Annotated in this window: 11 protein-coding genes; 5 read left to right on the forward strand and 6 right to left on the reverse strand. The window is 28.9% G+C overall.

Translation table 11 applies throughout. The features are described from left to right. Window positions 1–8 precede the first annotated feature (8 nt). From KGF46_RS07735 to KGF46_RS07760, 6 genes are all read right to left on the reverse strand, one after another. On the reverse strand, window positions 9–1,208 hold the full coding sequence (locus KGF46_RS07735; protein ID WP_227842546.1) for a dipeptidase: 1,200 nt from the start codon (window positions 1,206–1,208) through the stop codon (window positions 9–11). Between the two features lie 257 nt (window positions 1,209–1,465). Beyond that, on the reverse strand, window positions 1,466–3,511 hold the full coding sequence (locus KGF46_RS07740) for a sigma-54 interaction domain-containing protein (RefSeq protein ID WP_227827655.1): 2,046 nt from the start codon (window positions 3,509–3,511) through the stop codon (window positions 1,466–1,468). Between the two features lie 300 nt (window positions 3,512–3,811). Continuing rightward, window positions 3,812–4,621 (reverse strand): alpha/beta fold hydrolase, encoded by an 810-nt coding sequence (locus KGF46_RS07745; RefSeq protein WP_227827656.1) that lies wholly within the window; start codon window positions 4,619–4,621, stop codon window positions 3,812–3,814. 83 nt (window positions 4,622–4,704) lie between these two features. Further along, window positions 4,705–5,238: a ferritin-like domain-containing protein gene (locus tag KGF46_RS07750; protein WP_227827657.1), complete on the reverse strand. Its 534-nt coding sequence runs from the start codon at window positions 5,236–5,238 to the stop codon at window positions 4,705–4,707. A gap of 179 nt (window positions 5,239–5,417) precedes the next feature. Beyond that, window positions 5,418–6,767: a TldD/PmbA family protein gene (locus KGF46_RS07755; RefSeq protein WP_227827658.1), complete on the reverse strand. Its 1,350-nt coding sequence runs from the start codon at window positions 6,765–6,767 to the stop codon at window positions 5,418–5,420. Between the two features lie 11 nt (window positions 6,768–6,778). Further along, on the reverse strand, window positions 6,779–8,161 hold the full coding sequence (locus tag KGF46_RS07760; RefSeq protein WP_227827659.1) for a TldD/PmbA family protein: 1,383 nt from the start codon (window positions 8,159–8,161) through the stop codon (window positions 6,779–6,781). Window positions 8,162–8,392: 231 nt separating this feature from the next. Between KGF46_RS07760 and KGF46_RS07765 the strand changes: the two genes are divergently transcribed. From KGF46_RS07765 to KGF46_RS07785, 5 genes are all read left to right on the forward strand, one after another. Next, complete coding sequence (locus KGF46_RS07765; RefSeq protein WP_227861058.1) at window positions 8,393–9,607, forward strand: NAD(P)/FAD-dependent oxidoreductase; 1,215 nt, start codon at window positions 8,393–8,395, stop codon at window positions 9,605–9,607. A gap of 200 nt (window positions 9,608–9,807) precedes the next feature. Beyond that, window positions 9,808–11,700: a sigma 54-interacting transcriptional regulator gene (locus KGF46_RS07770; protein ID WP_227861057.1), complete on the forward strand. Its 1,893-nt coding sequence runs from the start codon at window positions 9,808–9,810 to the stop codon at window positions 11,698–11,700. Window positions 11,701–11,967: 267 nt separating this feature from the next. Continuing rightward, window positions 11,968–12,942, forward strand: coding sequence for a 2-keto-3-deoxygluconate permease (locus KGF46_RS07775; protein WP_227839653.1), 975 nt, complete (start codon window positions 11,968–11,970; stop codon window positions 12,940–12,942). 20 nt (window positions 12,943–12,962) lie between these two features. Further along, window positions 12,963–13,238 (forward strand): UxaA family hydrolase, encoded by a 276-nt coding sequence (locus tag KGF46_RS07780; RefSeq protein ID WP_009891186.1) that lies wholly within the window; start codon window positions 12,963–12,965, stop codon window positions 13,236–13,238. Between the two features lie 12 nt (window positions 13,239–13,250). Beyond that, window positions 13,251–14,414, forward strand: coding sequence for a UxaA family hydrolase (locus tag KGF46_RS07785; RefSeq protein ID WP_227842544.1), 1,164 nt, complete (start codon window positions 13,251–13,253; stop codon window positions 14,412–14,414). The last annotated feature ends 204 nt before the right edge of the window (window positions 14,415–14,618 follow it).

A 14,618-nucleotide genomic window follows, 5' to 3' on the forward strand; every position in this document is an offset into this window, starting at 1 on the left:
TTTAAACCTTATTTCCAGACCTTATTCAACACTCTAAGTATGTTTCCACCCAACACCTTTTCTATTTCCTCATCACTATATCCATGTTTTACTAAATATCTAACAATATTTTTTGAAGTTTCAGTTGGATTTTCAAGACCTTTCACATACTCTACTTTAGGATGTTCCTTTGTGCCAGTTATCTTTTTTATATCAAATTTAGCAGCTAACACTGAATGTAATTTAACATGGTCACCGTATACTGTATCCGGTCCAAAAGCTACATGGTCTATCCCTACTAAACTTTTAATATACTCAAAATGTTCCATAAATGACTCTATTGAATGTTCTTTGTTTTTTTCAGTTATTGTAGTATGTGGTGCTGCTTCTACACCTATAACCCCACCCTTTTTAGCACATGCTATTAGTACTTCATCTGGAGTCAATCTCTTTGTGTTCCATAGACTTCTTGCCCCAACATGACTCAATATTATTGGGTCTTTACTGTGTTCTATAACATCAAGTGTCGTTTGAACTCCAACATGAGAACAATCTATAGCCATTCCAATCTTATTCATTCTTTCAACAGCTTTTCTACCAAAATTCGTAAGTCCACCATCTTTTTCTTCTTTCAATCCTGAACCCAATGCATTAGATTCGCTGTATGTTATACCCATTAACCTTATGCCAAATCCATATAGAATATCTATTCTATCAAGTTCATTTTCTATTGGTGCAGCTCCTTCTAGGGTAGGTATCAAAGCTACTTTTCCTTCTTTTTTTGCTATATATATATCTTCTACTTTTTCACACTTTATAACAAAATCTTGATGAGCTAAGTCACATAATCTCATACCTAAATCAATTAATATATCATCCCATTTCCATCCTGAATTAGATGTTATTGTACATACACCATCCATTAAATTATCAAATATAGCATCATAATACCCTCTTGATAATGCCTCATAAGCACATCTTTGTTTACCTTCTCTATTGTATTCAAATATATCTCTTTCTAAATATTCTGGAAATAAAACAGGATGTTCATGTAAAGATATAAATACTTTTTCATCTACAATACTTTTAACCTTTGCTTCTTGAATATCATCTAACTCAATAAGATACTCATCAACTCTCTTGTCTCCCTTACACATTTCAATAGATGAAATATCTTTTCCCTTTTCCAAATAACTATAGGCTTCATATCCTTTATAAGCTGATTTCATAATAATTTCCTCCAAGTTCTACAATTTTTTATATTTACACTATAGAGCAATTAACATGCCAAAATATAAATTTTAATTGTATACTCAATTATTATAAAAATAAAAACAGTAATAAATTGACGATTTACTACTGTTTATTAGAAATGTTTTTTTATTTTTAATTCACTATTTTAAAAATTATATTAATATTCAAAATTATCTTTATTTATTTCAAACTATTATAGGGGATTTTTAAGGTGTTTTTTTCTTTTGACACCCTATATTTTCCCCTTTATTTTTACATACGATATAAAATTTTTACCTTCATTAGTTATAAAGCTACCCTGTTTTTTTATACCAGATAATAACAATCCATGATTTTTTAATTTATCTATTCTCTGTCTTATTTGGTCTACACTCAAGATAACATCTTTTTCTTTTAAGATTTCTTGTAATTTATTTCTTCCTAATGATATATTTTTATTATTCCAAATTTCTATATTCTTCAATATACAAATACTTTCATTTAAAGAATTCGATTGTTTAAAATCCAAAATAATTGAATCAAACTTTTCATTGACTAAAATATTATTTTCTTCAAATTTAAATTGTTCTGGTAAATGTTCATAGTCCACGATATCTTCTTCTACTATAGTATCAATATAATATATTAAATTTTTAAGCTCTCTTACGTTGCCTGGCCACTTATATAATTTTAATGCCTCTATTGATTTTTCTGTAAAACATTTATTACTGTTTATTTCATTTAAAAAATACTCACTTATAAGAGGTACATCTTCTTTTCGCTCTCTAAGTTTAGGTATTTCTATATGTAGTACATTAATCCTATAATATAAATCTTCTCTAAAAGAACCTTCTTTAATTTTCTGTTTTAAATTTTTATTTGTTGCAGCTATAATTCTAACATCTATTGGTATGATTTTACTTCCACCCATTCTCATAACTTCTTTTTCTTGTAAAACTCTTAAAAGCCTTTGTTGTACATCTAAGGATATGTCACCTATTTCATCTAAAAAAATTGTCCCTGTATGAGCTCTTTCAAATATCCCCATTTTTCCACCTTTTATTGCTCCTGTAAAGCTTCCTTCTTCATAGCCAAAAAGTTCACTTTCAATAAGAGTATCTGATAAAGAAGATAAGTTAACTGCAATAAATGGTTTATTCTTTCTCAGAGATTCATTATGTATTGCTTGAGCAAATATCTCTTTTCCAGTTCCATTTTCTCCAAGTATTAAAACTGAAAAATCTGTAGCTGCTATTTTCCTTGCAATATTAATCTTTTCTTTTATTATCTTACTTTCACCCACAACATTCTCAAATGTGTACTTTGATACGAATCCTTTTGTCTGAAATTTATTATAGATTTTATCTTCAAGTGTTTGTATATCACTTATGTCTTTAATACTTATAATACTCTTTACACGTTCATGATTTTCGTATACATTTACCTTATTAATTATAAGTTTTTTATTATTTAGATTTACTACTTCATCATTAACTTCATCCTCTTGAAAAAACATTTTTTTAACAACCTTGTCACTAAACAAATCCATAAAGTTATTAGATATAATTTTATTTTGGTCTATTCCAACTAGATTTGAGAATATTTTATTACAGTATATAAATTTGCCTAATTTATCAATAGAGGCTATTCCTTCATCAATAATCTCTAAGAAACTCTTCATAGTTTTGTTCATAGTTGTATAATACCTATATCCACTTACAGTATCTTCATTATATTTTTCTTTAATAATATGTAATTTATCTATTGATATATTAAGTTTTGTAAAAATTTCTATGACTGTATTTATATCGATTATTTTATCACCTATATCAATTATTTGTTTTACATTTTGTGGCACATTATTTCTACTACCTGTAATAATTCCAACCTCGCAATTTACCTTATCACACCCTGGATAATATGGTATAAGATTAATATGAATTAAACCTAACTTTTTAATTATCTTAGCTGTTTCATCTGCTGACTCCTTATAATCATCTATAACCATAACTTCAGAATCATTTTCTATGCTAATTATCTGATTTATATGTTCAATATTTATTGTACGATGTATTATCACAATAGGTATATTTTTATCAATATTATTGTGTATATATTCTTTTATATCATTATCTGAACATACTATTAATTCATACTTTAATATCTCTATATTTATTTTATCTATGTAAACCATATTATCTATATTGCAAAATTCTCCAAAAATATTTTCTAATTGTTCTGAGATATCCATATTTATTTTGTCATCAGTTGATACAAATAAAATATTATGTTTTTTCATATCACCACCTCCTGCTTACTGAATATAGAAAACAACAATTTGGTTTATTGTAGCACTTTTTGAAAAAATTTTAAATCTTAAAAGTCATATTTTATGCTATTTGGTAATATTTTCTACCAAAAAAAATAAAGGAGGTGTCTCAAAATGAACTTTTTAATTTATGAGGCACTCTTTTTTGTATGAAATCAACTAATCAACTATATTTTCATCATTTCAACAATGAAAAAGAGGCCTTTCTCTATTTTGAGACAGCCCCTTTTATATAACATCATCATATCTTTAATTATTAATAAAATATTTCTATTCCTCTAAAAACTGTAAAAATTCTTGATTAAATAATTTAAGCTCATCATAGAATATAGCATGACCGCTATACTCAAAAGTATATAAAACTGAGTCTTCTATCCTTTCATTCATAAAAACTGCAAATTCATATGGGCAAACTTGGTCTAATTTTCCATGGAATATACCTGTAGGCACTCTTACACATTTTAAATCATTAAATAGTTCTTCATCTCTTAAAGCTACAGCTGTTCCAATTGTTCCTATCCCTGATGCACTAAAACCAATATCATTAAACCACCTTCTAAAACTTTCTGATGGATTTGATGCAAACACTTTTTCCCCAAAATTAGTTACCATTTCAGGTCTATCTGTACATGCTTGAGCTATTAACTTATTAACATCTTCACGTGTCATACCATATGGAAATTCTGGATGCCTTTTTACAAATGATGGTGCCGCAGCAGCAGCTAAGACTAGTTTTGATACTCCATATCCATTAAATAAACTCATATATCTAAGTACAATTGCTCCACCCATTGAAAATCCCACAAGAGTAAAATCTTCTAATCCAATAGCATGTACCACCTTATAAATATCATCAGCCATCTGACTATAAGTATATCCTCCTGCTGTTGCATCAGAGTTACCAAAACCTCTTAAATCAATTGAAACTGTTCTGTAGCCAAGTTTTGGCAGTATATTAGTTTGATATTCAAATATCTTATGTCCTAATGGCCAGCCATGTATAAATAGAACTGTTTTTTTAGCCTTTGGATTTAAATCATACACTGCTATATTTATGTCATTCACACGTACATAATACATATCATTAGCAACTCCCTTCAAGAAAATGTATGATAGTTGTTTTATATATATGAATAAAATAGTTAATAATTAAACATTATATTCTATTTACAGTACTTTTCTATTGCTTTTTTAAACAAACCTACATGAACCTTTTCATCTAAAATTATTCTATTTAATATAGCTTTTATATAAGGGTCTTCAATAATACTTATATCCTTATAATAATTCTCAATAGCCACATACTCTAAATGTAAATCCGATTTTAATCTACTACAAATAGAATCTCCATAAAATACAAAACCACCATTCCAATATGCACCACATGAACTTGAAGAACCTCTATATATAGGATTTCCACCTAATAATCTTATAGTTTTTGCTAATATCTCCATATGTAACATTTCTGTTATAGATATATTTATCCACATTTCATTTAACTCTTTATAATTTTCATCTAAATCAAAGTTATGGTATAAGTACTGATTTACACTTGTAAATTCACTTGATACACCAGCATAATCATCCATTAATAGTTCTGCATAATACTTATTTTTTCCCAATACTTTTATTTCTGGGTATGGCTCGTCACTTGAGTATCCCTTTCTCTTATGCATATCATAGTGTGCATCATTCATGGTATCTCCTCCTTTAGATTTAAATATTGATATTAATTATATGCATCAAAGCTTTAACATATGCTTTTATTAGGATGGTTAGGGTTTAATAAATAACTTAAATTAATAAAAAATCCATGCTAATAGAAATTAACATGGATTCATATTTATCTTTATATTTGTGCAATTATTTTCTATCTCTATTCATCTTTTCCTGCTACTGATAATTCTTTAATAACAATTGAAGGTGAACCTATACTGCTCATTGGAAATTCTAAGTCATTCCCTATAACTTCAATATCTTTTAATAAATCAAAGTAATTACCAGCTACTGTAATTTGTTCTACTGGAAATGATTTTTTACCATCTTTAATATAAAAACCTTTAGCTGCTAAAGAAAAATCTCCTGTTACTGAATTTGCACCTGAATGAAGCCCTGCAAAACTAGTAACCATCAAACCTTCCCCTACTTCTTTCATAATATCATCTAAAGATATATTTCCTTTCTCTATATATAAATTAGTTGGATATATACTTATAGGTGATGCATATGAAGCTTTTATTCCATTTCCCGTAGTCTTTACTTTTGCTTTATTAGCGGTCTTTAAATTATGAAGTAATGTCATAAGTTTACCATTTGAAATAACTTCTTTTTTAAAAGTAGCTACACCCTCATCATCAAAAGGAGTAGATGCCATACCATTTTCTAAAAGTGGGTCATCAACTATTGTAACTATAGGAGACGCTATCATTTCTCCTTCTCTATCTTTCAACAAAGATAATCCTTTTTGAGCTGAGTCTGCATTAAATATTCCAGAAAATGTACTAAGTAAAGATACCATTGCTTCATTAAATAATATAGTTTTATATTTGCCTGATGGTATACTCTTTCCGCCTATTTTAGATAACGCATTTTCAACTCCGAGCTTTGCTATTTCCTTTGGATTTATTTCTTCAATAGTAGTTGCTATATTGTATCCTACTCCATCATATTTTTGTCCATTGTCTTGTATAACTGGTACTACAAACCCTATAAGCAGATTAGTTTTATTACTTAACTCTAATCCTTTAGTATTATATATGCCACTACTTGCTACTGAATAAGATATAGTACAACTAGATAAGTTTACTACCTTATCTGAATAAGCTTTAGTCTCTTCTTCCATTTGTAAAGCTAATTCAATCAACTTATCTGCTTCTAAATTTTCTAGTTCCTTAGAATAAGTCTTTACTTCATTATAGTATTTGTCGCCTTCATATATAAATTGTACATCTTCATTTTCGATAGCTCTTACCCCATCTTTTACATTTTTTATCAACATATCAACAGCTTTATCATCTAAAATTTCTGTATAAGAATATCCTATCTTCCCACTTATCTTTCCTCTAAATGATAAGCCAAATGATTTATCAAGATTGTATTTTTCAACTTCTTCTTCATATATATTTATAATTAGATTTTCCACTGTGGAATAATACACTTCACACTCTTCAAAGCCTTCATTTAGAGCTTTCTTAAATAGTAAATCTTTAAAATTTTTAAGTTCCATACTTATTCCTCCTATCTTCCACCTACAGTAATTTCTTTTACTCTTATCATAGGTTGACCTACGTTGGTTGGTATACTTCCTGATACTGAACCACACATACCTTGAGCTTGTTCTAAGTTATCCCCAACCATGTCTATATTCATAAGTACATCACTACCTTTTCCAATTAAACTAGCTCCTCTAACTGCTTCTTTTATTTCTCCATTTTTTATTAAATAACCTTCTGAAACTGCAAAATTAAACTCTCCTGTTACAGGATTTACAGAGCCTCCACCCATTTTTTTGGCATATAGACCATCTGATATTGACTTTATAATATCCTTTGGCTTATCTTCTCCAGCAGCAATATAAGTATTAGTCATTCTCGAAGTAGGAGCAAATTTATAACTCTGTCTACGAGAACTTCCTGTAGGCTTCATTCCCATTCGTCTACCATTAAGTTTATCTATCATATAAGACTTTAAAATTCCATTTTCGATTAAGATATTTTTTTGAGTTTTGTTTCCTTCATCATCTATGTTCATAGAACCCCAATAGTTTGGTATTGTCCCATCATCTATCGCTGTAATTTTTGTAGATGCAATTTGTTGACCTAATTTATCTGCAAATACAGAATTTCCTTTTGCAACTGCTGTAGCTTCCAAAGAGTGTCCACAAGCTTCATGAAATATTACTCCTCCAAATCCATTATCTATTGCCACCATCATATTACCTGCTGGGCAGTTTTTTGCATGTAGCATAGTATGTGCTACTCTAGCAGATTCTCTTCCATAGTATTCTGGGTCTATATCTTCAAATATTTCAAATCCTTTACACCCTCCAGGTCCTTCAAATCCCGTTTGATTTTCATTACCTTTAGATGCAATTGAACTTATTCCCAATCTAGTTCTTATTCTTCTATCTTCCACATAAATTCCTTCAGTATTTGCAATTAGTACTTTTTGGTCTTTATCTGAATAAGTTACATTTACTTGTGATATATCACTACTAAATTCTTTTGCACTTTTATATGCAATTTTCATGACATTTACTTTATCTATATTACCTATTGAATTTGGATAGATTTTTATATTATGTAGATTGTTTATTTTAATACTGTCATTTAATATAACACTCTTCCCCTCTTCTAACTTGCCTAAAGCAATAGCAGCTTTATACGCTATGTCTAATAAACTATTCAATGAATTATCACTTGTATATGCATATATACTCTTTAATCCTTTAAATATTCTTATTCCTATACCATAGTTTCTTCCACCTATTGCATTTTCTACTTTATTATCTATTAAGCCAATAGAATTATTTATAGTGTCTTCTTCAAAAATCTCAGCAAAATCTCCGCCAGTAATTAAACACTTTTCCAATACCTTTGAAACTATATCTTTTGAAAGCATAAATCTACCTCCTATTTTAAATTTTTATTTAACTTTTATTCAATCTTTTTTACTTGTTAATCATCATTATATACCAAATTACTTATGAATATATTATACATATGTTTTACACTAAAATGTTATCATATTTTTATTTATACATACCCATTTATATAAACATTTAAAATGTATAATATTATTTGCTATAGAAAATAATACACTCATACATAATAAATGTTAGGAGTGAAATATATGAATCAAGAATATGTAAAAGGCAAGCCTATTTTTACCAGTATAAATAAAATTCCAAGACAATTTCCATACCTTACTGATGATATTGATACAGATGTTATAATCGTTGGAGGTGGTATAACAGGATGTATTTGTGCATACTATCTAGCTAAAAACAATATAAAATCAGTTATCCTTGAAAAAGGAAGGATTGCACATGGAAGTACTAGTGTAACCACATCACTTTTACAATATGAATTGGATGACAATTTGATAGATTTAACAGAAGTCATGACTCTAACTGATGCCTTAAAAGCATACAATCTTTGCGTATCAGCACTTGAAGAATTAGATAAATTTATAGAATTACATGGAAATAAGTGTGATTATGCAAAAAGAGACACTTTGCTTTACACTGCCAGTAAACTTGAAATTAAAGCTATAAAAGAAGAATATAATCTAAGAAAAGAAAATCGATTTGATGTTGAATATATCGATGAATCTACAAACCCTTTTGGTTTTGATTTAAAGTCAGGATTGATATCAAAAAATGGTGGACGAGAACTAGACCCATATAAATATAGTCATCATCTCATTGATGTAAGTCTGAAAAAAGGTCTTGAAGTATATGAAAATACAGAAGTAAAAAAAGTAGACTTTTCAGATGATAAAGTAACAGCTGAAGTATCTTATGGCTATAAAGTTTATGGCAAAAAACTAATTGTGGCTACAGGATATAATACAAGTTTATTTACAAATAGAAACTTCGCAACTAAATCTAATACTTTTAATATAGCTACAAAACCACTTAAAGACATTGATTCTTGGAAAGACAATATTCTGATTAGAGACAATTGTGACCCATATAATTATCTAAGAACCACTAAAGATAATAGATTGATTATAGGTGGCGAAGATGTAGACTTCAGTGATATAGAAAATGAAACTTTAGCAAATAAAAAATATGACATTCTTGAACAAAGACTAAAAGGTATGTTTAAAGACATAAAAGATATACAAGTTGATTACAAGTATTGTGGTTGCTTTGCTTCTACTTTAGATAACTTAGGTTTTATTGGACCTGATAACAAAAATCACAACTTATGGTACTGTTTAGGTTATGGAGCTAATGGAATACTTTTTGCAATCCTAGGAGGTATAATGCTTAGTAAGCTATATCTTGGAGAAGAAGATAAAAATATGAGATTATTTAAGGTAAATAGATTTGACAAATAGATGTTATTATATATTAAAAGACTGTATTTAAAAAAGCTTTAGAATTCTAAAATCTTATTTTTATACAGTCTTTTATAATAATTTATTTAAAAATACTTTATTTATAATTAAATATAAAGTAAAATATTAAAATATCACTGATAAAATTTAGTTATAATAATAATCTTTAAGTTTATTTGATGAAATATGGAGGAATTATTATGAAAGAAATACTTGTTATTGCTCCTACTAAAGGAACCTATGAAAAATCGATTCACATAGTAAAAAAATATAAGTATACAAACATTGACGTTGTATTTGGTAACTTAAAAGAAGGAATACCACTCGCCGAAAAAAGTATTAACCATGGTACTAGAATTATCATAAGTAGAGGTGGAACTTACAATATGTTAAAAGAAACGTATAACATACCTATAGTTGAGATTAAAGTAGATGCTTATGATATTATAGAAAGCTATAAGGAAGTTAAAAATTCAAATGAACCATTTGGGATAATTGGATTTAATAATGTTATATATGGCTTTGATATTATAGAAGAAATATTGAATAAGAAAATAACGATGATTGAAATTGAAAAGGAAGAAGAAATTTATAATGCTATAGAAAAATATAGAAAAAAAGGCATCAATACATATATAGGTGATACTACTGTTGCACATATTGTTGAAAGACTTAATTGTAAGGGAATATTAATTGAATCTAGAGAAGAAAACATACTTAGAGCCATTCAACAAGCTGAACAAATACTAGACGCAACTAAAGATGAACAAAAAAGAAGATTACAGATAGAAGCTATGACAGATTTTGTACATGATGGAATAATAACAGTTGATAAAAATTTTAAAATCACATTATTTAATAAGAGTGCTGAAAAAATATTTGGTATAAAGAAAGAAAATGCACTTTATCATAATGTTATAGATATTATTCCAAATACAGTTTTACCTCAAGTAGTTGAAACCATGGAACCACAAATTGGTGAAATACAGAATATAGGAAGTACAAAAATCATCACAAATAGAGTTCCAATTATCGTTGATGGTCAAATTCAAGGGGCAGTTTCTACATTTCAAGACAGTAAGGAAATAAGTTCATTTGAACACACAATAAGAAGAAGTCTATTAAACAAAGGTCTCTCTGCCAAATATACATTTGATGATATAATCTATGCAAGTGAAAAAACAAAAGATTGTATAGAAGTTGCAAAAAAATATGCTTGTTATGATACTCCAATGATTATTACAGGGGAATCTGGTGTTGGTAAAGAGCTATTTTGTCAAAGTATTCATAATTATAGCAAACGTAAAAATGCTCCTTTTGTTGCTGTAAACTGTGCTGCAATACCTCCATCTTTAATAGAAAGTGAGTTTTTTGGTTATGAAGAGGGCTCATTCACAGGAGCAAGAAAAAAAGGAAAAACAGGTGTATTTGAATTGGCACATGAAGGAACAATTTTTCTCGATGAAATAAGTGAAATTCCAATTGAACTTCAAGGAAGATTATTAAGAGTCTTACAAGAAAAGCAAGTTATGAGAATTGGTGGTGATAAAGTTATTCCCATAGACGTAAAAATAATTTGTGCTTCAAATAAAGACCTAAAAGATATGATGCGTGATGGTTTATTTAGACGAGACCTTTACTTTAGAATAAATATATTAACATTGTACCTTCCTTCACTCAAAGAGAGAAAAGAAGATATAATAAAATTATCAGAATTTTTCATAAAAAAATATTCAGCTAAATACAATAAGATACCTTTAATTATCACTCCAAATATCAGACAAGCTCTTCTTGAAAAAGAATATGAAGGAAACATAAGAGAATTAGAAGGAATAATCGAGAGAGCTGTTATTATAGAATCATTTGATTCAATTTTATCAGAAAAATACAATAGTGAATGTGCAAATACTATAACTGATACAGATAAGGCTGATTTTAAATATAATAACTTAGACTTAAAAACACTAGAAAAAATATATATATACAAAGTCTATAATGAAAATAATAGAAACACTACAAAAACTTGTGAAATACTAAAAATCACTCGCTCTACCCTATGGAGAAAGTTAAAAGAAATCGAAAGTGATGTTTAAAAATAATACATATATAATATATCGAAACGTTTTATGTTTAATTTTAATACATAAAACGTTTATTTTTTTCTATTTAAAATTCTACTACATAATAAATAGATTATTTTTTTCGCTATATTTTTCCATATATTTTTTTTAATCTAAGTAATCTACAGTATTTTATACGAATATTAAAAATACTTATAAAAATTAAAACTATATGACACCTCTATTGGCATAGTAATTGCTTTTAAATACTTATATAAAAATTAAAAGGAGTGATACTAGATGCATATCTTAAAATCGGTGAAAAAGATACCAGGAGGACTTATGGTCTGTCCCCTGCTATTGGGAGCACTATTTAATACAGTATGTCCACAGGCTCTTGAAATTGGAGGATTTACAACTTCCTTATTTAAAACTGGTGCAATGAGTATACTTGCTCTATTTTGTCTATGTAATGGCGCTCAAATCAACATAAGACAAGCAGGCAAACCTTTGACTAAGGGCATAGTACTCACGGCAACAAAATTTATAATTGGTGCAGTACTAGGTATTATTGTTAGTAAATTCATTGGTCCTAAAGGCATAATTGGTATTACACCTCTTGCTATAGTTGCTACTATGACTAATTCAAATGGAGGTCTATTTGCTGCTCTTGCTGGTGAATATGGAGATTCTACAGATGTTGGTGCGATATCTATATTATCTCTAAATGATGGTCCATTTTTTACGATGCTTGCCTTTGGGGTAACTGGACTTGCAAATGTACCTATAGTAGCTTTATTTGCAGCACTCATACCAATACTACTTGGATTTATACTTGGTAATCTCGATGAAGATATACGAGAATTTCTTGCACCTGGTACAACATTATTAATACCTTTCTTTGCTTTTCCTCTAGGAGCTGCATTAAACTTTAACCAAATTATAACTGCTGGATTCCCTGGAGTTATACTAGGTCTTGCTGTAACTCTAATAACAGGTATGGGTGGATATTTTGTAATGAAACTTATACGTGCAGAACATCCAGCAGTAGGTGCAGCTACTGGTACAACAGCAGGTAATGCAGCTGGTACTCCTGAAGCTTTAGCCGCTATTGACCCTACACTTGCCACAATTGCGGCCGTTTCAACAGTACAAGTTGCTGCTGCTATCATTGTTACAGCAATATGTTGTCCAATGCTCGTCTCCTATTTGGATAAAAGAGAAAAAAGAAAAAAAGCTATTTTTAAAACAAATAAAAACATAGAAGTAAACTAATATTTTGAGGAGGTAAAAGTATGAACGCAATTATTCATGCAAATGAAAAAGACAATCTAGTTACATGTGTTAGACCTTTAGTTAAAGGTGAAAAAGTTTCAATTGATGGAAAATCTTATATAGTAAATGATAATATTCCTGTTTTTCATAAGATGGCTACAGAAGATGTAAAAAAAGGTGATGTTGTTTATAAATATGGCGAGATTATAGGAATTGCAACAGTTGACATAAAAACTGGTGACTATGTTCATGTACATAATATTGAAAGTACACGTGGTCGTGGAGATAAAAAATAGGAGGTAATAAAAATGAAATTAATGGGTTATTTAAGAGAAAATGGACAATATGGTATTCGTAATCATGTTTTAGTTATTCCAACATCTGTCTGTTCAAGTGAGACAGCCATAAGAATTGCAGCACTTGTTCCTGAAGCAATAGCTATCCCACATCAACATGGATGTTGTCAAATTGGCTCTGATATAGAGCTTACAGCAAAAACATTAATAGGATTTGGTAAAAACCCTAATGTAGCTGCTGTTTTAGTAATTGGCCTTGGATGTGATGGTATTCAAGCAAAAGATTTAGCATCTGAAATATCTACAACAGGAAAAAAAGTTGACTATGTTGTTATACAAGAATGTGGTGGAACACTAAAAGCAATAGCTAAAGGTGCTGAAATAGCAGGTCATATGGCTCGTGAAATATCAAAAGAAGTAAGAGTTGAATTTGATATGAGCGAAATTACATTGGCACTTGAATGTGGTGGCTCTGATCCAACAAGTGGAATCGCATCAAACCCTTCAATAGGAATTGCATCAAATCTTCTTATAGACGAAGGTGGAAGTAGTATATTAAGTGAGACTACAGAAGTAATTGGTGCAGAACATTTATTGGCTACTCGCTTTGAAGATGAAAACATGAAAGAAAAGTTTCTTAAATTTGTAAGTGATGTAGAAAAAAGAGCAATCACTATGGGAGAAGATTTACGCAGTGGTCAACCTACTCCAGGTAATAAAGCTGGTGGATTATCAACAATTGAAGAAAAATCACTTGGCTGTATGTATAAAGCAGGGGACAAACCATTCAAAGGTGCTCTTGAATATGCTGAGATTTTACCTTCAGATAAGAAAGGATTATATTTTATGGATACTCCAGGTCAAGATATAGATTCTATCACTGGTATGGTAGCAGGTGGTGCACAGATTGTAATCTTCTCAACTGGTAGAGGTACTCCAACAGGAAGCCCAATTTCACCAGTTATTAAAATTACTGGAAACAGTGATACATACAACAAAATGATAGATAATATTGATATAAATGCAGGTAGAATTATAACAGAAGGTGCTAAAATTAAAGATATAGGTAAAGAAATATTCGATGAAATAGTAGAAGTATGTAATGGCAAACACACTAAAGCTGAAAGCCTTGGTCATAGAGAATTTGGTATTTACAGAATTTCATCTACATTCTAGTTTGTAATAAATATAAGGTATTGTTTTATAAATTCAATATTTATGCAGAGACTATAAATTAAAAATCCTTTATAAATGTTTTTTCAACCCCAAAAAGAACTGTATCAAAATAGTTAAAATAATTTTGAAAACAGTTCTTTTTTTATTTATAAAATATTATAACTCATAACAATATTATTTAATTAAATTCCAGTATAAATTATA

The sequence above is a fragment of the Clostridioides sp. ZZV14-6153 genome, from assembly GCF_020657855.1.
Classification (GTDB): Bacteria; Bacillota; Clostridia; order Peptostreptococcales; family Peptostreptococcaceae; genus Clostridioides.

Coding starts and splice junctions, on each gene's coding strand:
- KGF46_RS07735 (WP_227842546.1), bottom strand. CDS start 1,208: ATGAAATCAGCTTATAAAGGATATGAAGCCTATAGTTATTTGGAAAAG.
- KGF46_RS07740 (WP_227827655.1), bottom strand. CDS start 3,511: ATGAAAAAACATAATATTTTATTTGTATCAACTGATGACAAAATAAAT.
- KGF46_RS07745 (WP_227827656.1), bottom strand. CDS start 4,621: ATGTATTATGTACGTGTGAATGACATAAATATAGCAGTGTATGATTTA.
- KGF46_RS07750 (WP_227827657.1), bottom strand. CDS start 5,238: ATGAATGATGCACACTATGATATGCATAAGAGAAAGGGATACTCAAGT.
- KGF46_RS07755 (WP_227827658.1), bottom strand. CDS start 6,767: ATGGAACTTAAAAATTTTAAAGATTTACTATTTAAGAAAGCTCTAAAT.
- KGF46_RS07760 (WP_227827659.1), bottom strand. CDS start 8,161: ATGCTTTCAAAAGATATAGTTTCAAAGGTATTGGAAAAGTGTTTAATT.
- KGF46_RS07765 (WP_227861058.1), top strand. CDS start 8,393: ATGAATCAAGAATATGTAAAAGGCAAGCCTATTTTTACCAGTATAAAT.
- KGF46_RS07770 (WP_227861057.1), top strand. CDS start 9,808: ATGAAAGAAATACTTGTTATTGCTCCTACTAAAGGAACCTATGAAAAA.
- KGF46_RS07775 (WP_227839653.1), top strand. CDS start 11,968: ATGCATATCTTAAAATCGGTGAAAAAGATACCAGGAGGACTTATGGTC.
- KGF46_RS07780 (WP_009891186.1), top strand. CDS start 12,963: ATGAACGCAATTATTCATGCAAATGAAAAAGACAATCTAGTTACATGT.
- KGF46_RS07785 (WP_227842544.1), top strand. CDS start 13,251: ATGAAATTAATGGGTTATTTAAGAGAAAATGGACAATATGGTATTCGT.